Raw genomic sequence first — 21876 nt, forward strand, 5'->3', positions numbered from 1 at the left:
TTTAATTATCTGACGCACTTAAGTAAAGATTTGCGTATAAACCATTTTTATTCATCAGTTCACGGTGACTTCCAACTTCACGAATATCGCCATCCTGCATGAAAATAATTTTGTCGGCATTTTTGATGGTAAAGAGACGATGCGCAATGATAAAGGTTGTTCGTCCTTTCATCATTTCCTCCATTGCCCGGGTGATTAATATTTCTGTCCGGGTGTCAACCGATGAAGTCGCTTCATCCAGGATCAAAACCTTCGGATCGGCAATAATGGTTCGGGCAATGGCAAGTAACTGGCATTCTCCTTCAGACAACGTGGTGAAATCTCCGCCAATACGCGTTTCATAACCCAGTGGCAGCTTTCTTATAAATTCATCACATTGTGCTTTTTTTGCCGCCAGAATGACTTCGTCCCGAGTTGCCCCGCTTTTTCCATAAGCAATGTTTTCTTCAATTGTTCCGTCAAAAAGCCAGGTATCCTGAAGAACCATTCCAAAAGCGCTTCTGAGATTTCGTCTGGTGAGATCTTTAATATCCAATCCTTCAATCGTTATACTGCCATGATTGATTTCATAAAAGCGCATTAATAAATTCACCAGCGTTGTTTTTCCTGCTCCACTTGGTCCGACAACTGCCAGAATTTCGCCTGGTTCAGCTTTTAAGGACACATCATGAAATAAAGTTTTTTCCGGAATATAACCAAATTCAACATGCTCAAATGCGATACTCCCTTTGGCATTTTTTACATCTAATTTTACAATTCCGGTATCTTCCGTTTCTTCCTCTTCATCCAGTAGCTGAAAAATCCGTTCGGCTGCCGCTGCCCCAGACTGTAAGAAATTCAAGTTGTTGGATATCAGGGCAATCGGACTGGCAATGTTGTTGGCATACATTAGAAAGGCCTGGATTCCACCAATGGTGAGCCCCCCGGTAATGACCAAAATACCGCCGATAACGCAAATAGCAATATAGGCAATATTATTGATTAATTTCATCAATGGCGATGTGAGACCGGAAAAAAATCGGGAACTCAAATACGATTTAAAAAAGCGCTGGTTGATATCGTCAAATTTTTCAGCCGCTTTTTCCTCATAGTTGAACGATTTAACAATCAAATGGCCATCATATACTTCCTCAATGAGTCCATTTAATGAACCCAACTCCTTTTGCTGTCTTCTGAATAAAACCTGTGTTTTTTTGGTAATCAGTTTCATAACAAAATAGGATAGCGGCAAAGCAATGAAAAAGATCAGACTCAATTGAATATTTACCACCAGCATCATCACAATAATACCAATAATGGTGGTTCCCTGCACAAGAATTTGGGTCACGTTGCCTTCCAGTGCTCCGGATAAAGTTGTCGCATCATTTGTCACTCGGGATAGTAGATCCCCTCTTTCGTTCTGGTCGATTACATTCAGAGAGAGTTTATTCAGTTTTTCCTGGATCTCCTCTCGCAACCGTTTGATAACCAACTGGGAAAGATAGGTGGTTCTCCGGGTGGCATAATAGATGAGACCAGCGCTGAAAATATAGAGCACCGCCAGCACGATTAATTGCCTGCCAATATAAACAAAATCAATAGCCGTACTTTGAGCAACACTGTTTGCGATACTATCCGTCACATATTTGGTCACGATCGGGGCGAAAATAGTAAATACCGTGCTGAAAATCAAGGCGATCGCAACACAAACAGCGGTAAGCTTTTTATCATTTAAATAGTCTTTCAAACGTCGCACAATCGTCATAAAACTGTATTTACGTTTTGATTTCTGTTTGATCACAGTGACTCACCCCTTTCCTCTTGATAGGATTGGGATTTTAGAATTTCCTGATAGACAAAGCAATCTTTAGCCAGCTCCTCATGTTTCCCCTGTCCTACAATAGCACCATTATCCAATACCAGGATTCGATCCGCGTCTTTTATGGTACTGATTCGCTGGGCGATCATAATAACCGTTTTGTTTCTGAAATTCTCTCTGATGCCCTTTCTGACTAAAGAATCTGTTTTAAAATCCAATGCCGAAAAGCAATCATCGAAAATAGTAATTGGCGCTTTTTTTACAACCGCTCGAGCAATACTGAGCCGCTGTTGCTGGCCTCCTGAAAGATCTGCTCCGCCTTGAGCAATTGAGCTAGTCAGCTGATTTTCCCTGGCACTGACAAAATCTGTGGCTTGAGCAAGGTTTAGAGCCTCTTTTACTTCTTCTTCAGTTGCGTTTTCATTTCCAGTTCTGATATTATCAATAATCGGTCCGCCAAATAAAATCGATTCCTGAGGAGAATATGCAATCACACTTCTTAGATCATGCTGGGTGCAATCTCTGATATCAATCCCGTCAATGGTAATTCCGCCTTCACTCACTTCATAAAGGCGCAAAATCAAATTCACCAGGGTAGATTTCCCGGACCCGGTGGCCCCAACAATTGCTGTTATTTTCCCCGGTTCCGCGATAAAGTCCAAATGATTCAGCACCTTTTTTTCGGCCCCTTTGTATCCAAATGAAACATTTTTAAATTCGATGCGGCCTTCTATATTTTCCATTTTTTTCGGCTGCTCGGGGTCTTTGATTGAAAAATCATAATCCAGAACTTCTTTTACCCGGATTGCTGATACTTGCGCCTGAGGGTAAGCCATTAAAAGAACAGAAACCAGACTCAGGGCTGACATGAACATCAATACATATTGAATAAATACCATTAAATCGCTCAAACCGACGACCTGCTGTTGAACTTCTTTGGAACCCATCCACAAAATAAGAACCATCGTCAGGTTCATCATTAACTGCATCAGCGGAGAAAAAAAGGCCACCGCATAATTTGCTTTCAGGGCCGTATCCATTCCTTCCTGATTAGCTTGGGAAAACTTTTCAGTTTCATATTCCTGTCGATTGAAGGCCCGAATTGCTCGAACTCCGGTCAACTTTTCTTTAATCAACAAATTCAATCGATCCACTTTTTCCTGCATAGTTTTAAACAAAGGCATGCTTCGGGATGTTGTGATGACAATGATTAGCGTCGTTAATACAAATGATGCCAACAGTACCAAAGTCAGGGTTATGTTTTCCCTGAATGCCATGATCAGAGCTCCTATTCCAGTTATTGGAATTAACAGAAGTGATCTCAACCCATTAATAACCACAATCTGCATCTGGGTTGCATCCGATGTTGATCGGGTAAGCAGGGTTGCTCCTCCAAAACGGTTAAAATCCGTTTGGGAGAAACTTTTTACTTTGTCAAATACATCCGCCCGTATGCCACTGGTAAAAGATGCAGTAACATAGGCAGAATAGTAACTCGATGCCACCATACAAACTGCCGCAACGAGTGAAACACCAAGCATCATTGAACCACTTTTAAAAATATAAGCTGTGTCCCCTTTCACCACACCGTTTGCGACAATATTTCCCATCATGATCGGGAGATAAAGCTGACAGGCTGCCTGACTCAAAACAAAAACAAAGACGAGGATCATCTGGATTCGATAATCCTTTAAATACCTTATGAGCAAACTGATCATCTATTACTCCTTGTCAACCAATGCAAAAAAGAAATTTTCTTTAATCAGTGTGTCGATCACACGAACAGGCTTTAACTGATTACCGGAAATCCCCCGATGGATCATTAAATCCCGATATAAAGCATAGGTTTCTTCTTGAACAAAGGTAATTTCTGAGTGGCTCAAAACTCCACTTTTTACTTTTTTGCCAATGGACGGATTAGCGATGCTTAATTTTTCACCAATTATTTCGCGATATTCATCATGTTTATCTTTTGACAACCGCTCTGCTGTTTCCATTAACAGCACATACCGACCAGGCGAGATCATCGTATCAGCGTAAACACTGTAGTCAACAAGTTCGCAGCCCGCCTCTTTTGCAAATTCTTTTACTGCCCAGGATATACATTCTTCGGTTGTTTTTTCACCGGCAATGCTCACCATCTGGTTTAATCGATAGACAAATTGTATTTTCGGGCATTTTTGATACCATCCCATGACACGAACTACATCCTGTATGCGATATCGGTAAAAACCGGAGGTATTGGTAATGATAATTTCATAGTCTTTTCCGATCTCAAGCTGATCCATTGTCAGAGTCTCTTCTGATTCACCTTCCCGATCCATCGGAATAAATTCATAAAAAGCACTGTCTGGGATTAATACAAATTCCTGGGACTCCATTTCATTACAAATTGCCATTATCGACTCTGAGGCGGCATAAATACTAAAATAAATAGGAATATCGCCAAGATAATTGCGCATTTTATCCGTATAGACTGAAAATCCGCCGCTTCCGATGGCATGAACGAATCTAAATTCCGGCCAGATTCTGGGAATAATCGGATCCGAAAACCCTTTTTGGAATTCCGCCCTTAATTCTGCTGCCCTTTTAGGATCTGGTTTTATTTGTTGCAACAGCTGCTTTTTTACATCGTCCGGTATTTTTATCTCTGCATTAATAGTTCCTTTTTCAATATCGTCAACCAGAAGTTCCCAGTTAATTTCCAAATATTTCATAAGGTCTGAAACAGCCGTCATGAAAGCTGAACATATAAAAGAAAGGGATCTGTCCGTTAAGGCAAACCGAAGATGCGCGTATTTCGAATCCATTATCTCTTTAGGAAACACCACCTCTTTGGGCGATGTAAACATGAGAAACAGCAAATCTTTTATACTGTAAACACCTCTTCCCGAAATTGACCCTGCAAACAGACCATTTGGGAGGGTTTCAAATTTAACTTCCATCAAGTTTAAGCCCCGGCCCTTTTTCCACTTTTTCCAATTTTTTTCCAGGGCACGGCAGATAATGGCAAAACTGTACTGCGTGGCATATTCCCGATAATTTTTAACCGTATCTTCTGACACTGGAATTCTTTTGGGATTATCCACACTTCCTGAAGTCAGCGCGTAATGGACAATCGGATCATTGGTAATCAAACCTTCTGCTCCTTCAATCATCCGTTCAATATAAGGTGCATAATCATCATAGGTGGAAAATGGCACGTTTTCTTTATAGGTTTCCAGTGTTTCAATCTGATCAAAATGATATTTTTTTCCATACTCCGTGCTGGCATTTCTCTTCACCAAGTCCAACATCAGCTGTTTGTTCACTTCTGGAGCATTTTTTGTTAATTCATCAAACCTTTTTATTTTCTCATATCCCTTTTTCACATTGAGGGAATACACGAGCTTTGGGATTATTTTTATCATCCTTTTCCTCCTGCCCAATTTAATATTTGATCATTCTCTGGAAGTTCATTTACAATTGTTTTTAACTTCGTCTGATTCACGTTTTTGCCAGGCAAAACTGTACGGGTAAACAAAGAATCACGGTATCCGTCCTTCATGATCATGATTTCTAGTGGCGCAAATTCTTTCGATCTGCGTTTAATTTCATAAACACTATTTTGAGACATTAAAATATTTTCTAATGTCAACTCAAAGCTTTCTCTTTGAATGCGATCAGAAAACGGCTCAACAATAAACACCAGTTTGCTATTAATTACATCCACCAGAACCTGATAAAAACGAACTTCTTCATTTTGCTGTTCAGAGGCTTTTTTAATTGTCTCCTCAATTTCATAAACCATCAATTCAAGATCATCCAGTTTAAGCTTTTCTGATGATTTACATACAAAAACGATTCTCGGGGATTGATTATCCAACTCTTCAACATAAACAATATCTTTCATATTATAACGATATAATCCTGAATACGAGGTGATAATGAGTTCATAATACTCCCCTTGTTTTAATTCATGTGCTTGAAGTGTCTGGCCTCCTCCAATAGGTAAAAACTCATAAAAATAACCAAAAAGAGCACAGAGGCCTGCTGGGTCCTGTGCTTTATCCGGTATATTGAACTTTCCTTCGCTGGCTCCGTATCCCCACTCCAAAAATTTAACATTCTTTGATAAACGTTTTTTTACATCATTTACAATTCTTTGCGCGGTGGAAGACATCCAGCAGGAAACCACCGAGAAATCCGGCCAGATATAAGACACATCCAGACATTTATTTTTCTTGAAAATTTCTTTCAATTCCTCAGCTCGTTCTGGATTCGGTTGAAGTTTAGCAACTAGACTGTTTCTCAAGCCTTCATTGATGCTGATTTTTGAATTAATTTGCCCCGTCTTAATGTCCTCTAATAAATCATCCGTCCATTGATTCATTTTTTTTAGCAGAATATTGAAATGAGCAATGTTACTGCACACCACCCCGGCGAGATTTTTTTCTTCAAGAGCATAACGAATGGTCAAATAATCCGTCGCTTCATTGCTGAGATCTTTCGCCATGATCAATTCAACCGGCAACACCATTTTTTTCTGAAGTTCTAACGGGAGATCCTTCGCCGCCTGCCCAGAAGCTGAACCAATACCAATGCCGCCTTCGGTTTTAGCATATTCAGACGGATTGGCAATGGCTAAAACCTTTTTACCGGGAGCCATTACTTCTGGTGCCATCATTAATAATAGAATGGCACGGATCTGAGAGACCAGACCCTTTACTAATTCGCCATTTTTACTTTCAGGAATTAATTTGGGGACCCCGGAGGATCCGCTTGTTGCAATAAAGCTGGCCATTTCACCATTAAAGAGAATGTCTGATTCTCCCGTTTTGAGCTTTTCAATATAAGATTGATAATCGTCAAAGCTTGAAATCGGAACTTTCTTTTTAAAATCATCAACTGATTTAATTTCAGAAAAGCCCATTTTTTGACCAAATTCAGATTTTTGTGCATGTTTTAAGATATCTTGAAGGACCGCGTTTTGCATTTCTTCAGGATTCTTTTTCATTGCAAAAAAACTTTGTATCAATTTTTCATTAGGCATTTCTTTTAATGTTTCCGGAATGCTCTTTTGTGCGTTAGCGGAAAATATTCCGCCTAAAATTTCCGCCTGCTTAAAATCTTTATTCATGTTGATTCCTATCATTCAATCGTTAAAATTTCAGAAAATCCGGTCATATTAAAGACCTCTTGTATCTCTGGCTTAACATTTTTTATAATCATATTTCCACTTAAAGCTTTTGATTTTTTTTGTATTAAAAGCAAAACTCTCAACCCAGCACTGCTGACAAAGTCCAATTTCTCAAAATCGAGGATTAAACTAAACCCTTGTGCATTATAGTACTCTTCCAGTTCTTTTTGAAAATCCGGTGCCGTGTTTGTATCCAAACGGCCTTCCATATCCACTACCGTATTTTCATTTTCTTTTTTAAATTCAATATTCATTTTTCTCCTCATCTTCTATTAAAATTTTTGATGTTACAAACTCTTTACGCTTTTCATTCAAACTATCAATTAAAAATTCTACCAAATAGAATTTTAATTATTAATATATTTCATTCATATTAAATTACATTTGTTATTGTTTTGAATAATTTAAAAATGTTCTCGTCATTTTGGTAATTGTATTCAATTTTATCCACACTTTTTTTTACCATAAGCAGCCCCAGGCCACCATAATCACGTTCATCCAAAGTCATGTTGATATCTGGTTCTTTCACCGATAGGGGATCAAATGGAGTGCCCTTGTCTTTGAAAGTAAATATAATCTGATTCGTTGATGTTTCTATCTCAATTTCCACATCGCCTTTATTTTTATCGTTTGCACGATCCTGATATGCATAATTTGCAATATTTGTGAATATTTCTTCGCATACCATTTCCAACACATTAATTTGAACCCCTTTAATAAAGTCTTTCTCTAAAGTGTCTTTTATAAATTGATAAAGAGCATCTAAATTAGTTGTATCTGCCGACAAAATGATTTTATTTTTCATATCAGCCCTCAAATCTATGAATTTCTTTACATCATAACATATTCCTTTTTTCTGCGCAATCATATAAAATGTTAATTAACATTCACTTAACGCTAGCTTATTCACCCAATAACTTTAATAAAAAGATTGATAACGGTCGTTAAAAGCAACATTTGTCAACAGTCAGAAATATCTTCGATGCTTTATTTTATTTTCATTTACAACCTTGCAAATATCTTTTACAAGTTGTTTACACTCTATTTACATTCTCCATAAAATGTGGTAGAATTACACCACTTAAACTAAGTCTAATGTAGGTATATCGATACACTACATTAAAAAAGAGGGAAGGAATGTCATGAAACAGAAACCGTTTATTTCTATAATTATTATCTTACTTGTTCTCCTTACCGCAATTATATTTTTTCGAGACAGTGGCCAAGTCGGAAGCGAAATGAAATCCTATAACGAGGCGGGTACTTACACCGTGAAGGCAACGTACAAAAATGCTGAAATTACCGCTGCCGGTGTAACCATTGAAAATGCAACCTTCACTGGAAATGTTTCCATCGCCGACTCCATTGTTGATGGCGAAATTCATCTTACGTCCTGTAATGTTAATGGAGAACTATTTGTCTATGGCGGAGATACCATTTATCTCAACAATGGCACCTACCAAAAGGTTACTGTTGATAAACAAGGTGTTAAAATCATTCTGCTTGGCGATGCCACCATTGACACCCTTGATGCTAAATCACCCTGCACCATTGTGGCCAGTGAGCAAAGCAAAATTACAAACCTGATTGTGGAAAAAACTGCCAGCCGTACTTCCATCACTTCCCAGGATAGCGGAACCATTTCAACCATTCAGGCAAACGGAATCGCTGATATTATTCTAAACACACCTACAAAATCAGTTACCTTTGGCCCAGATGCTACCGGCTCAACACTTGTAGCCAATGCTGCGGTAGAAAAAATACAAACGGAATCCAAGGTTATGCTGACCATTAATGCAAATGTCGGTTCACTAATTATAACTGGCGCTGGGGGCGGTACAACCGTGACACTTGGCAACAACGCAATCATTGCTTCCCTTGGTACTGATGCACCTGTCGAAATTACCGGTTCAGGCAGCGTGACTAGCGCTACCACCAATAATGCATCAAATCTTACCGGTACCATTACTCCCGGAATCATTAACATTACAACCGCGCCATTGACCAATGATCCAACTGGTGGTCTGACGATATCCGCAAAAACTTCCACGACAAGCACCACCGGAACATCAAGCGCATCAAAGACTTCAGGAACATCAAACACATCAAATACTGCCGCATCTTTAACCAATAATACAGCCTGGTATGCCGAATCCGGTAATTCAAGTAATCTTATCAATCCCAAATATGATACCCCCGCTGTTGATACCCCCGCTGATTCTGACTCTGTTTCCGTTACAAGTGTTCAAGTTTTACCGGTTGAAGCGGATGTCTTTATGGGTAACACTTTGACATTAAGCGCCGATATTCGTCCGGAAAATGCGACCAATAAAACGGTCTCTTGGGAATCCGCTAATCCGAAAATTGCCACCGTCAGCAATGGTATTGTTACCCCAGTTTCTAACGGTGAAGTCATGATCGTTGCCAGAACTCAGGATGGCGATAAAACAGATTTCTGTAAAGTAACGGTTAAAACCAATATCACTGCGGTAACAATGATTGATACCATTGATGCTGTCAATAACAATATTTCTGAAACCATCGCGTATAACGAAAATTACACGCTTCCGATCAGTGTGACGGTACGTGGCTATGGCAGCAACGATACCTTCTCCTGTTCAGTAACCTGGACTCCGGAATCTGCTGACAATAAAAAAGTTGGTGAAACAACCTATGTCGGCACGTTAATCATGCCAGGCGGGTATTACAATTTTGATAACATTCAACCAAAGATACAGTTGACGGTGAAATCACAACCCGTTATTGCGGTTAGCTCAGCTCTAACTTCCCAACGCATTTACTTAAATGGCAACCCTGCTTCACTCTCTGTGGACGCAACGGTAACGGAGGGTAAAACGCTGAGTTACCAATGGTTCCAACGAATCGGAACAGTTGACACAACCCTCGATGGTGAAACTGGATCAGCGTATGATCCAGATCAATCCTCAACTCCGGGCACTGTTTACTACTATTGCATTTTAACTGCTGAAAATGCCGATCCGCTTACCAGGCTGGCCGGTATTGTTGTGACCAGTACTAATCCGGCCAACCCCGCGGCGCTGGCTGAAATGCCCAAAATAACTGCTCAGCCGGTAAGCGTTTCCGGCACAACTGCTGGCTCCCCAGTTTCCCTTTCGGTGGAGGCCAATGTTGATAACGGCGGAACCTTAGCCTACCAATGGTTTACCCGCACTGAAGCAATCAACGCCGACGGAACGGCAATCCCCGGAGCTACTGGTAAAACTCATAGTTTTAATGCCCCTGACACTGCCGGCACCACCTATTATTATGTGGAAATCACAAACACCGAAGCCGGTCGCTCTTCAACCACCTCAGTGAGCCTTCCCGTATCTGTTACCGCCATTTCTTGAAATTTAAAAGAGTTGTTATCTGATTAAATATCATCAGACAACAACTCTTTTTTTATTTAATCACTATTCCCAAACCAGTTGAAAATGAACTTATTCCATTTCAACAACAAGTTCTCCAGATTGAACACTCTGACCTTCTGAAACATAAATACTTTTCACAACGCCGTCTTCACTGGCCACCATTTCTGTTTCCATTTTCATCGCTTCAACAATAACCAAGGCCTGGTTTTTAACAACGATATCCCCTTCATTTACGAGTACTTTAAGGACCGTTCCCGGAATACCTGATCCGATTTGTTTTTTATTCTTTGGATCTGCTTTAAGCATCGTCACCTTTTGTTTTGCAGAAAGGCTTCGTTTGTCTTCAATATAAATTTCTCTGCGGAATCCATCTACCTCAAACATAACGGGGCACATGCCCTCGTCGTTCGGAGCTCCCATGTTAACAAATTTAATAATCAGACGCTTCCCTTTCGATATTTCCACATCGATGACTTCGCCTTTATTTAGTCCGTAGAAGAAAGCATGACTTTCCATCCGCATAAAATCGCCATAATCCTGAATGAAATCCAAGTATTCCCGAAAAACTTTTGGATACAAGGCTACACTTAGCACTTCACGATCATTCAATTCATAATCGTATTCATCCTTGAACTCTTTTCGGATTGCATCAAAGTCTTCGTCTGGAAGCAACGCACCTGGTCGTACGGTAATCGGTTCAATTCCCTTTAAAACAATTTTTTGTAATTCAGGATCAAATCCGCCTTCCGGCTGACCGATCATACCGCTATAAAAGTCAACCAGAGAATCAGGATAAGAGAGGTCCTTGCCTTTTGTTTTAATGTTATCAGCGGTCAAATCATTTTGAACCATAAAAATAGCTAAATCCCCAACCGTTTTAGAACTTGGGGTTACTTTAACAATATCCCCCAGCATCAGGTTGGCTTCTTTATATTTGTCTTTAACTTCTTTAAATTTATGGCCCAGACCAAAACTTTCCACCTGAGCTCTCAGATTTGAATATTGCCCCCCCGGAATTTCGTATTTGTAAATCTCTGTCGATCCAGATTTCATCTCTGATTCGAAATTTCCGTATACCTGTCGGGTTGTTCCCCAATAATCTGACAGCAACTGCAGATTATCCTCATTCAATTCGGTATCTCTCGGCGTGTTTTTCAACGCCGCCACGATGGAATTAAGCGCTGGCTGAGAAGTTAAACCGCTCATGCCATTAAAGGCGGCATCCGCAATTTCAACGCCGGCCATACATGCCATCAGGACCGTAGCTACGCCATTTCCGGTGGTGTCATGGGTATGCAGATGGATCGGCATTTTTACTTCTTCTTTTAACGTTTTGATCAGCTTATGTGCGGCCGCTGGTTTTAGCAATCCTGACATATCTTTGATGGCTAAAATATGAGCGCCGGTATTTTCAATTTCGTGAGCCATTTTAACATAATAATCCAAATTGTATTTTGTTCGTGATTCATCCAGGATATCACCAGTATAGCACATGCTGACTTCAGCAACTTTTCCTGTTTTCAATACTTCTTCAATGGAAATTTTCATGCCATCCATCCAGTTAAGTGAGTCGAAAATACGGAAAATATCAATCCCATTCTTTGCCGATTCCTGAACAAAAGCACGGATGACATTATCCGGGTAATTTTTATACCCGACCGCATTTGCGCCGCGCAGAAGCATCTGAAAACAAAGGTTGGGAATACGCTTTCTTAATTCATCCAACCGTCTCCATGGCGATTCTTTTAAATAGCGATAGGCAACATCAAAGGTTGCTCCTCCCCACATTTCCAATGAAAACAAATCAGGAGCCAAAGCTGCCGTTTCCCGAGCTATTTTAATCATATCTCGACTTCTGACCCGGGTTGCCGCAATAGACTGGTGAGCATCCCGGAAAGTGGTATCACAAAGCAAAAGTTTGTTCTGGCTTTTAATCCACTTGACTAAACCATCCGGTCCCTGTTCATCCAAAATTTGTTTGGTCCCGGTGAAGTTTGTATCCACCGGAATTTCCGGGATAAAAGGTTCATCGAAATCCGGTTTATTTCCAAATGTTTCGTTAACAATAATATTTCCAAAATAACGAAGGACATTTGTACCTTCACTTTTTTGTTCTTCAATATCAAACAATTCCGGATGATCATCAATAAATTTCGTATCGCAATTTCCATGAATAAACATTGGATGCTGGAGCACATTGATTAAAAAATCTTTATTCGTCTGGACGCCTTCAATGTCCATTTCTCTAAGTGCTCGAACGGCTTTTCGTCTGGCATCCTCAAAGTTTCTGGAAAAAGATGTACTTTTAACCAGCAAGCTATCATAGTATGGGGAAATTTCCGCTCCGGTAAAGCCGTTTCCAGCATCAAGCCGGATCCCAAAACCGCTGCCGGTTCGATAAACATCCAGTCGTCCGGTGTCCGGCATGAAATGGTTTTTGGGATCTTCAGTCGTAACGCGACACTGAATTGCAGTTCCCCTTGTTTTTATGGAATCCTGACTTGGAATTCCGACTTCTTCAGAATGCAAGGGTAAACCTTGCGCGATTAAAATTTGTGATTGCACCAAATCGATGCCGGTAACCAATTCTGTCACCGTATGTTCAACCTGAATACGGGGGTTCATTTCAATGAAAAAATGGTCGCCGTTTTTATCCATCAAAAACTCGATGGTTCCGGCATTACGGTAGTTTACTTCTTTAGCCAATTTTAGGGCATCTTTACAAATTGCCTGCCTCTGTTCCTCAGTTATACTGAGCGATGGCGTGAATTCCACAATCTTTTGATGTCGTCTTTGGATGGAGCAATCTCTTTCAAAGAGATGAACAACATTGCCATAATTATCCCCTAAAATTTGAACTTCGATATGTTTAGGTTCTTCTAAATATTTTTCGACAAAAATGGTTCCATCACCGAAAGCTTTAGTCGCTTCACTAGTGGCCGAGTGAAATTCTTTGAGCAAATCTTTTTCATCTCGAACAATACGCATTCCGCGACCGCCCCCGCCGGCAGCTGCCTTTAGAATAATCGGATATCCAGCTATCTTGGCATACTCGATGGCCTCCTCATCAGAAGTGATGGGTTTCTCCACCCCTGGAATCGTGGGAACATTAACGCTTTTCGCCACAATCTTCGACTGAATTTTATCTCCCATTTTTTCCATCATTTCATGGGTAGGACCGATAAAAACAATGCCTTCTTCTTCACAGCGTTTCGCAAAAAGTGGATTCTCCGACAAAAATCCATACCCGGGATGGATGGCATCAACTTCCTTTTTCTTTGCCAGGGTAATAATTCTGTCCATATCCAAATAAGCTTCGACCGGTCCGGTCGTGCCGGTTATCAGATAAGACTCATCTGCTTTTGTTCTGAAAAGCGAGAGTTTATCTTCCTGGGCGTAAATTGCCACGGTGTGAATTCCCAGCTCCTGACATGCTCGAATAATTCGAATAGCAATTTCTCCTCGATTGGCAATTAATACTTTATTAAATTTCTTCATATTACCTTCAACTTTCTTACACGCATTTTTATGCATTGTTAAATAAATTTTTTAAACTAAATTTAATTGTAGTTATTATATATAATCAACTCCAATTATTAAAGTTATTTTTCAAAAAAACATGATTGTTTTAAAAAAATATTCAAAATTATAGCAATCCATGGTCTAATACTTCTCATATATTGTTCGGTATGATACACAGCACTATTAACGTTACCTTTAAAAGTTTTAATTTTACGCTATCTTTACTTTTCATTATTTTCAAAATCCTGCTCATTTTCTTTATGGTCGGCTTCTGATTTTTCGACTGCCTCTTCTGGTGAATTTTCAGCTGTTTCCTTGGCCTCGTTTATCTCATTTTCCAGGCGTTGAAACCCATAACGCTTTTCGGTTGCTTTATCCATTTTACTATTGCCTGAATATAGAGTTTTTGAGATACGACTAACGATAAAATAACCAGGAACAACAATCACAACGATGATTAAAAACATCAGCAGATCGCTCATCAACCATTACCGCTTATCTTGTTTTGTTTTTGATCATTAATCCATTGTTTCTGAAAAACTTTACTGCTGTCCAGCAGTTCTTGAATAAACCCTTCATAGGCCATAGCATACTCTTTGTTTTTAAGCTGGCTCAAATTTTTTTCTTTGACCCTTTCTTCTCGATTTTGGTCGAATATTTCATCATCATTATTGTATTTATATTCAGCAACTGCCTTGATGCAATCCATCCGTCTTTCGAAAAGCACCCGCATTTCAGCATCAATCTCATCAATTGTCTTTCGAATTATTTCCAGTGCCATAAATAATCTCCTCCCACTCTATATTAAAAAATCTGCCATACAAATTGCGGTTGCCGCCTCTACCACGGGAAAAGCTCTGATCACAATGCAAGGATCATGACGTCCTTCAATTTTTAGAAGCGCCTCTTTCTTTTCGGCCAAATTGATGGTCTGCTGTTCTTTTCCGATTGAAGGTGTGGGTTTAAACGCGACTTGAAAAACGATTGGCATGCCATTTGAAATACCGCCGTTTATTCCGCCATTGTTATTGGTTACTGTTTCAATTTTGTGATCGCTTATTCTCAAAAAATCATTCGCCTGAGAACCGCGCTTAGCCGCTATCTCAAATCCATCACCAAAGGTGACGCCTTTAACCGCTGGAATGGAAAACAACAAACTGGAAAGGCGACTCTCAATGGATTCGAAAAAGGGATTTCCAATGCCCGGTTTTAAACCAGTTACAAAACCTTCAACAATTCCCCCCACGGAATCATGTTCTTCCATAGCGGCGATGATTTCGTGTTTCATTGCTTCTTCGAGGTCTGGCGTATAGAGTGGAAAGGCGGGATTTTTAAATCCTTTTATCAGATCTTGATATTCCTTCCAATGAGCAATCGCACCATCTTTTATCCCGCCAATAGCAACAATTCGGCTGCCAATAGAAATTTCTGGCTGAATGGCTCTTAACACCTCTTTTGCGATCGCTCCGGCAAAAACTAGCGGTGCGGTAAGGCGGCCTGAAAAATGTCCGCCGCCCCGATAATCCTGAAAGCCTTTATATCTGATGCTGCTGGCATAATCAGCGTGTCCCGGGCGCATCAGATCTTTGGTTTTTGAATAATCACCAGAGCGGGTATTTTCATTACGGATCAGCCCCGCCAAAGGGGCTCCAGTTGTTTTCCCGTTAAATACGCCACTGAGTATTTCGACCTGATCCCCTTCTTTTCGGGGGGTAGCCAAGGGATTTCCTCTGGCTGCCCGGCGATTTAGTTCATGCTGGACTCTTATCAAGTCAATATCAATCCCGGCGGGAAGGCCGTCAATAACAGCGCCGATTCCTTCTCCGTGAGACTCTCCAAAAATTGATAGTTTAAGCTTGTTTCCCCAAGTTGATCCCAATGACTTCACCTCCCAATCTTTCAAAATCTTCCCAAAAATGCGGATATGACTTATTCACTGCTTCTGCCCCCTCCAAGATTATCTTCTTTTCGGATCGAATCGATGCCATTGCCACAGCCATAGCAATGCGATGATCGTTATGACTCGTGACTCTTCCGCCGATGAAGTTTTCAATACCTTGAATAATCAGACCGTCACGTGTTTCAATTGCGTTCCCCCCCAGGATGTTGATCACATCTGCCGTTGCCATCAGTCGATCTGATTCTTTGAACCGCAGACGCTCGCCATTAACAATGGTTGTTGTTCCCTTGCTCAAACTTCCAAGGACCCCTAAAATAGGGACTAAATCCGGACATTGTGACACGTCGATGATCATTCCCTGGGTTTTCGAATTGCTAACCACGATCGTATCGGACTGCGCCTGAATATCTCCACCCATGGCTTTGAGTATCTCCACAATCACTTTATCTCCCTGATTGGAGGTCAGATTCAAATCTTTACATTCGATCGATTCCCCAATTATTCCCGCAACCAGCCAAAATGCGCCCTGAGAAAAATCACCTTCGACACGGTAATTGCAGGGTGAATAGGCCTGGTTTCCGTGAATGTAAAATCGTTGATCATTCTCATTAACAATCTCAATTCCAAAAGATTTTAAAACATCCAGAGTGATATCAATATAAGGCTTCGATTCGAGCTTTGTTGTCAATTCAATCACTGAATCCCCTGAAAGTAATGGCAGGGCAAAAAGCAATCCGGTAATGAACTGCGAACTAACACCGCCACTCAATCGATAGGATCCCGGTTTTAGTTTACCTTCTAAAGCCAGCGGCAAATCCTGTCCGTCCTTGAGATGTTCGAAATAAATTGACTTCTCTTTAAAAATATCATAGTAGGGATCCATCGGACGCGTTACCAGTCGTCCTTTTCCGGTGATAACCGCTCGGTGTAGCTGAAGTAATAAAATTGGGATGATAAAACGCAGAGTTGATCCTGATTCATTACAATCAATTGATTCCGTATTTAATTGAAGAGGGTCACAGCCCATAATTTCTAAAGTATAACGATGATTTAATTCTTCCCGATACGTTATGATTGAACCAAGAGCTTCCATGGCCTGACAGGTAGCGATCATATCCTTGGATAACAGAACATTCGCTATTACGCTTTTTCCCTTAGCTAATCCAGCTGAAATAATCGCTCGGTGGCTCACACTTTTTGATGGGGGAATTTCCAGTCTGCCGCTTAGTTTTTCTGGGCTAATCTCAATAGTTTTCATTTTTATCCTCATCTATTTCTATAACATAAAACTTATTATTAAATTATCTAAACAGCTCAATGGCCTGCTGCTTCTGCATTTTTACGATTTGGGCTTTGCCAATTTTTTCTAAGGCACAGATATAAAGGCTATCATTTTCAAATTTTTTATCGGTAAACAGAATTTCCTGAACCTTATCCAAGGGCATCTTTGGCAGCTTGGTCGGCAACCCATAGGCTTCTAAAAGTTCAATGAGATTAGTATAAGTGTCCCGTTGTGAAATTCCCTCTTCCACTGTCTTTTTTGTAATTTGAGCCATACCGATAGCCACAGCTTCTCCATGAGAATATTTTTTAAATTTAAAATAGGTTTCTACAACATGCCCGACGGTATGTCCAAAATTTAATATCCGTCGCACCCCCTGCTCATGCTCATCTTCCTGGACGATATCCCGTTTTATCTTACAGCATTTGGCAATGATATCTTCCATATCTTCCATCAGATCTTCATGATAGGTGTAGCTCATTAATTTAACAAACAAAGGGGCGCTGCTGATGCAGCCGTATTTAATGACCTCACCCATTCCATCCATTAAAAAGTGATCTTCCAGAGTTTCTAAAAAAAGTGGATCAATGAGTACGGCTCGGGGTTGATGAAATGCCCCGACCAGGTTTTTTCCATAATCTAAATCAATTCCCACTTTTCCGCCGACACTGCTATCGACCTGCGCCAATAAAGATGTCGGCATTTGGATTAAGTCAATCCCTCTGAGGTATGTTGCCGCGCAAAAGCCGCCTAAATCACCGACAACCCCGCCGCCGAGAGTGAGTATCGCATCCGTTCTGGTAATATTGCACTTAACGAGTTCATCATATATAGTTGCCGTTTCTTCCAGGCATTTGCTTTGTTCTCCTGGGGGAATCACAATACTGTAGACCTTTGGACCGGCAAGGCGTACCTGACGTTCAATATCATTTAAATATTCTTTGGCAACATTTTTATCGGTAATAATAACAACCTTATGATACTGTGAAAAAAGGGCTTTCATTTGCGACAAACGCCCTTTAAGTCCTTTTTCAATAATAATTGGGTATTGGTGCGTATTTTCTGTTTTACAAACTAATTCCTTCATTCTTTCAGCTCCTTTAAAATCTTGAGGTTTATTATATCATAATTTCATATTTTAAAAAATCCGTCTTTGACGAGACGGACTCTTGCTCTTATAACTGAAATTAATTATCGTAATATCTATCTGCTTGTTTACCGATCTTCTTTAAAATAATTTTTTCCCAGCCATGCCGGCTCTTTTTTATTGTTTATCTTCCGCATTGATGTGAACAGCAAAACGAAAACGGTCGCCAAATAGGGCAAAGCGGTAAACAAATAAATTGAAACCGGAAGATTATACTTTTGCAGCCAAAAGCTGGCAATATCCAAGGCCCCAAAGAAGTATGCCCCCAGCATGGCCTTCCCCGGATTCCACATTGCGAAAATGACCAGACATACCGCAATCCACCCTCGTCCACTTACTACATTTACTGGATAGACGCTGATGTAAACCAGGGATAAGAATGCTCCGCCCAATCCGCAAAGTGCACCACAGAGGACGATATTGAAATATTTATACTTATCAACCGGGATTCCACTTGCATCGGCTGCCACTGGATTCTCGCCAATCATCCGCGTATTTAGGCCCCACTTGGTTTTGTAAAGATAAAGATATATCGCAATCACAAGAATATAGGAAAAATACACATAAACACTTTGATTAAAGAATATATCGCCAATAAAAGGGATATCTCCCAGAAAAGGCAGTTTTATTGGTTGAAAAAAGGTTGTAATCGCTTCCGGAACTTTCTTCCCAACAAAAGTCTTTCCAAAAAAAGCTGCAAAGCCAACCCCGAAAATACTTAAGGTCAGTCCGGTAACCGTTTGGTTTGCTTTAAAACTAACGGTTAGCAAGGCATAAATAAGCGCACCTGCCGCACCAGCAAGGGCCGCACAGAGAACCGCGGCAAGGGGATTTCCGAAAGTAAATCCGGCAATAAATCCGATGACTGCACCCATTTGCATCATTCCTTCAACCCCAAGGTTTAAGTGTCCCACTTTCTCGGAAATGATTTCTCCCAGGGTTGCATAAAGCAAACATGTTCCGGCTTTAACGGCCGCACTTAAAAAAAATACAAATTCCATTTAGGCAACCTCCCTTTTCTTTTTGTCCGATGTAATCCGATACTGTAAAATGAATTCACTGCCAAGAATAAAGAACAGGACAATCGCCTGAACCATCTCGGCGACGGAGCCCGGGATCTGAAACGCTGTTTGAATATAAGATGCACCCTGAAGCAATATGGCAAAGAAGAACGAATTCATCACCACAAAAGGCACCTTAAGCCCTGAAAGCCAGGCCACAATAATAGCCGTAAAGCCAAGTCCGCCGGTAATTTCAATCGAAAGAGCGCCGCTCACTCCGCTGATTTGGAACATTCCCACCAGACCGCAAAGACCACCACTGACCATGGCTGCAATGATCACTGTTTTGGTGATATTGATTCCGATATAACGGGCCGTATTCTCACTTTCACCTAATACCGCAATCTCAAATCCAATTTTTGATTTATTCATAAAGAAATACATGACCAGAACAATAATGACGGTGAATAGGATGCTTAAATTAAACCCACTGATACTGGGTAACAGTGCATTTCCCGGAAGATTAGCAATTTTAGGCATGCCGTTTGCAGCTGGATCCTTCCAAAAATCATATTGCAATGCGGTGACAAAAGTCAGCGCAATATAATTTAACATCAGCGTGAATAATGTTTCATTTGTCCCAAAACGGGCTTTAAAAAAGGCCGGAATCATCAGCCAAATCGCTCCGAAGATGAAAGCCAGCAACGCCATGCATAAAAGCATAATTGGCAGCGGCAGATTAGGCAGGAGCCTGACGACAAGGGTTGCCCCCACTGCCCCCATCAAGAACTGTCCTTCAGCCCCAATATTCCAGAATTGCATTTTAAAAGCAACCATCACCCCTAATGAAAGTACCAATAAGGGTACCATTTTTTCGATGGTTGCGCCAAACCGATGGATACTTCCAAAACAGCCCTGGAAAATTCCAATATAGAGTTCAATGGGATTTGCACCTGCAAAAGCAACAATAATTGATGACAAAACAAGTGCTGCCAGAACTGCACCGACACGTATAAGTATTTTATCCCGAGTTTTAGAAACTTCTTTTTTTACAATATGGATCATTGTTTTTCACCCTCATCCATTACCCCTGACATCATCAGCCCAATGGCTTCTTTCGAAGTTTTTCTTGGATCAACAATACCTGTTACTTTTCCTTCACATAATACCATAATCCGATCACAAAGACTCATTAGCACATCCAGGTCTTCGCCAATATACATAATGGGTTTCATCTTGGCTTTTTGAGCATTCAATAATTCATAAATAATTTGAGACGATCCAACGTCCAATCCCCGGGTGGCATAAGCCGTAATCATTAGCTTAGGATCAAGTGCAATTTCCCGGCCTAACAATATCTTTTGGATATTTCCGCCGGAAAGAAGACTAACGGCATGATTCTCTATCCCTGGTGTTGAAACATTGAGCTTTTCAACCAGCAACTCTGCTTTTCCACGGGAAACAACCCGGGAAATTCCCAAGCCTTTTTTATTTCGATAATCTTTAAGTAAAACATTGTCGATAATATCCATAGACGATACCAGCCCCATTCCCAGACGATCCTCGGGAACAAAACTCAAACTGATCCCCATCTCATAAATTTTTTCCGGTGTTTTGCCAACAATATTTTCACCTTCAAAAACAACTTCGCCGCTCTTGATCGGGTATAATCCTGCGATCCCTTCACACAGCTCTTTTTGTCCACTTCCCGCGATCCCGGCGACCCCCAGAATTTCTCCCGCGTAAAGATCAAAGGTCACATTATCTAAAATCGTTACCTTGTTACGATCGATGGCCGTCATTGATTTTACTTCTAAAGACTTTTCTCCTCGTTCCACCTCAAGAAATGGGACATTTAGCTCCATAACATCCCCAACCATCATTCCGGCCAACTCCTGAGGTGTTGTTTCGCTTTTTTTTACGGTCTGAATGGTCGTTCCTTTCCTCATAATGGTAATCCGATCACTGATTTCCATGACTTCTTCCAATTTGTGCGTAATAATAATAACCGAGCAGCCGTTACTGACCATTCTTCTGATAATTCCAAATAAGTTTTCGATCTCCTGCGGTGTCAGAACCGCGGTTGGCTCATCTAAAATTAAAACATCTGCCCCGCGATACAATACTTTGAAAATTTCCAAACTTTGCTTTTCGGCGACTGACATTTCATAGACTTTTTTAAATGGCTCGATATCCATTCCCAATTTATCGATCAATTTCCCCATCTCATCTAAAATCTTTTTTTTATTTAAAAAAGGGGTTGTCCTGCGACTGCCTGCCGCAATATTTTCGATGGCGGAAAAAGCTTCCACCAATTTATAATGCTGAGGCAGCATGCCAATTCCTAAGTCCAGCGCATCTTTAGGAGAGCTGATATTGACGACCTGTCCCTTCACTTCTACCGAACCCTCATCCGGCATATAGATACCGTTGAGGACGTTCATCAGTGAGCTTTTGCCCGCCCCATTCTCGCCTAAGATGGCATGTACTTCTCCCTTTTTTAATGAAAATTCCACATGATCCAGGGCTTTGACTTTGCCAAAAACCTTCGTGATGTTTTTCATTTTTACAACATAATCATTATTCATGCTTTCACCTTTACTATAAAATAGCGGACAGAGTCTTTAAGGCTCTGTCCGTTATTACATTTTCTGA

The 21876-nt window shown here is 40.6% G+C and carries 16 protein-coding genes; 1 reads left to right on the top strand and 15 read right to left on the bottom strand.

Annotated features, from left to right (window positions below; genetic code table 11):
* Position 1: 1 nt before the first annotated feature.
* From FZC41_RS05680 to FZC41_RS05705, 6 genes are all read right to left on the bottom strand, one after another.
* Positions 2-1780, bottom strand: coding sequence for an ABC transporter ATP-binding protein (locus FZC41_RS05680; protein WP_243136657.1), 1779 nt, complete (start codon positions 1778-1780; stop codon positions 2-4).
* The gene (locus FZC41_RS05685) at positions 1777-3516 is read right to left on the bottom strand and encodes an ABC transporter ATP-binding protein (protein ID WP_148566433.1); all 1740 of its coding nucleotides are present in this window, start codon (positions 3514-3516) and stop codon (positions 1777-1779) included. The genes FZC41_RS05680 and FZC41_RS05685 overlap by 4 nt, the downstream gene beginning before the upstream one ends.
* A 3-nt stretch (positions 3517-3519) precedes the next feature.
* Positions 3520-5208: a GH3 auxin-responsive promoter family protein gene (locus FZC41_RS05690; protein ID WP_148566434.1), complete on the bottom strand. Its 1689-nt coding sequence runs from the start codon at positions 5206-5208 to the stop codon at positions 3520-3522.
* Positions 5205-6917 carry a GH3 auxin-responsive promoter family protein gene (locus tag FZC41_RS05695; RefSeq protein ID WP_170253867.1) on the bottom strand — a complete coding sequence of 571 codons (1713 nt, stop codon included), beginning with the start codon at positions 6915-6917 and terminating at the stop codon, positions 5205-5207. The genes FZC41_RS05690 and FZC41_RS05695 overlap by 4 nt, the downstream gene beginning before the upstream one ends.
* Before the next feature lie 11 nt (positions 6918-6928).
* The gene (locus FZC41_RS05700) at positions 6929-7231 is read right to left on the bottom strand and encodes an STAS domain-containing protein (protein WP_148566436.1); all 303 of its coding nucleotides are present in this window, start codon (positions 7229-7231) and stop codon (positions 6929-6931) included.
* A gap of 119 nt (positions 7232-7350) precedes the next feature.
* Positions 7351-7782, bottom strand: coding sequence for an ATP-binding protein (locus FZC41_RS05705; RefSeq protein WP_170253868.1), 432 nt, complete (start codon positions 7780-7782; stop codon positions 7351-7353).
* 337 nt (positions 7783-8119) lie between these two features.
* On the opposite strand from FZC41_RS05705, the gene FZC41_RS05710 reads away from it, so the two are divergent.
* Entirely contained in the window at positions 8120-10348 is a 2229-nt protein-coding gene (locus FZC41_RS05710) for an Ig-like domain-containing protein (RefSeq protein WP_148566438.1), read from the top strand.
* A 90-nt stretch (positions 10349-10438) separates the two neighbouring features.
* On the opposite strand, the gene FZC41_RS05715 is transcribed toward FZC41_RS05710, so the two are convergent.
* The 9 genes from FZC41_RS05715 to FZC41_RS05755 form a co-directional block, all read right to left on the bottom strand.
* On the bottom strand, positions 10439-13867 hold the full coding sequence (locus tag FZC41_RS05715) for a pyruvate carboxylase (protein WP_148566439.1): 3429 nt from the start codon (positions 13865-13867) through the stop codon (positions 10439-10441).
* 245 nt (positions 13868-14112) lie between these two features.
* Positions 14113-14358 (bottom strand): hypothetical protein, encoded by a 246-nt coding sequence (locus tag FZC41_RS05720; protein ID WP_148566440.1) that lies wholly within the window; start codon positions 14356-14358, stop codon positions 14113-14115.
* Positions 14359-14372: 14 nt separating this feature from the next.
* A complete protein-coding gene (locus FZC41_RS05725; protein WP_148566441.1) occupies positions 14373-14672 on the bottom strand; it encodes a chorismate mutase in 300 nt (99 codons plus the stop codon).
* Positions 14673-14690: 18 nt separating this feature from the next.
* Positions 14691-15770 carry a chorismate synthase gene (gene aroC, locus FZC41_RS05730; RefSeq protein WP_148566442.1) on the bottom strand — a complete coding sequence of 360 codons (1080 nt, stop codon included), beginning with the start codon at positions 15768-15770 and terminating at the stop codon, positions 14691-14693.
* Entirely contained in the window at positions 15742-17049 is a 1308-nt protein-coding gene (gene aroA, locus FZC41_RS05735) for a 3-phosphoshikimate 1-carboxyvinyltransferase (protein WP_148566443.1), read from the bottom strand. The genes aroC and aroA overlap by 29 nt, the downstream gene beginning before the upstream one ends.
* A 43-nt stretch (positions 17050-17092) precedes the next feature.
* The gene (aroB, locus tag FZC41_RS05740) at positions 17093-18160 is read right to left on the bottom strand and encodes a 3-dehydroquinate synthase (RefSeq protein WP_148566444.1); all 1068 of its coding nucleotides are present in this window, start codon (positions 18158-18160) and stop codon (positions 17093-17095) included.
* Positions 18161-18288: 128 nt separating this feature from the next.
* The gene (locus FZC41_RS05745) at positions 18289-19221 is read right to left on the bottom strand and encodes an ABC transporter permease (RefSeq protein ID WP_148566445.1); all 933 of its coding nucleotides are present in this window, start codon (positions 19219-19221) and stop codon (positions 18289-18291) included.
* Positions 19222-20286 carry an ABC transporter permease gene (locus tag FZC41_RS05750; protein ID WP_148566446.1) on the bottom strand — a complete coding sequence of 355 codons (1065 nt, stop codon included), beginning with the start codon at positions 20284-20286 and terminating at the stop codon, positions 19222-19224. It lies immediately after the preceding gene.
* Entirely contained in the window at positions 20283-21809 is a 1527-nt protein-coding gene (locus tag FZC41_RS05755) for an ABC transporter ATP-binding protein (RefSeq protein WP_148566447.1), read from the bottom strand. Before FZC41_RS05755 ends, FZC41_RS05750 begins: the two co-directional genes overlap by 4 nt.
* Positions 21810-21876 lie beyond the last annotated feature (67 nt).

This window comes from Acetobacterium paludosum (genome assembly GCF_008086595.1).
Lineage (GTDB): Bacteria > Bacillota > Clostridia > Eubacteriales > Eubacteriaceae > Acetobacterium > Acetobacterium paludosum.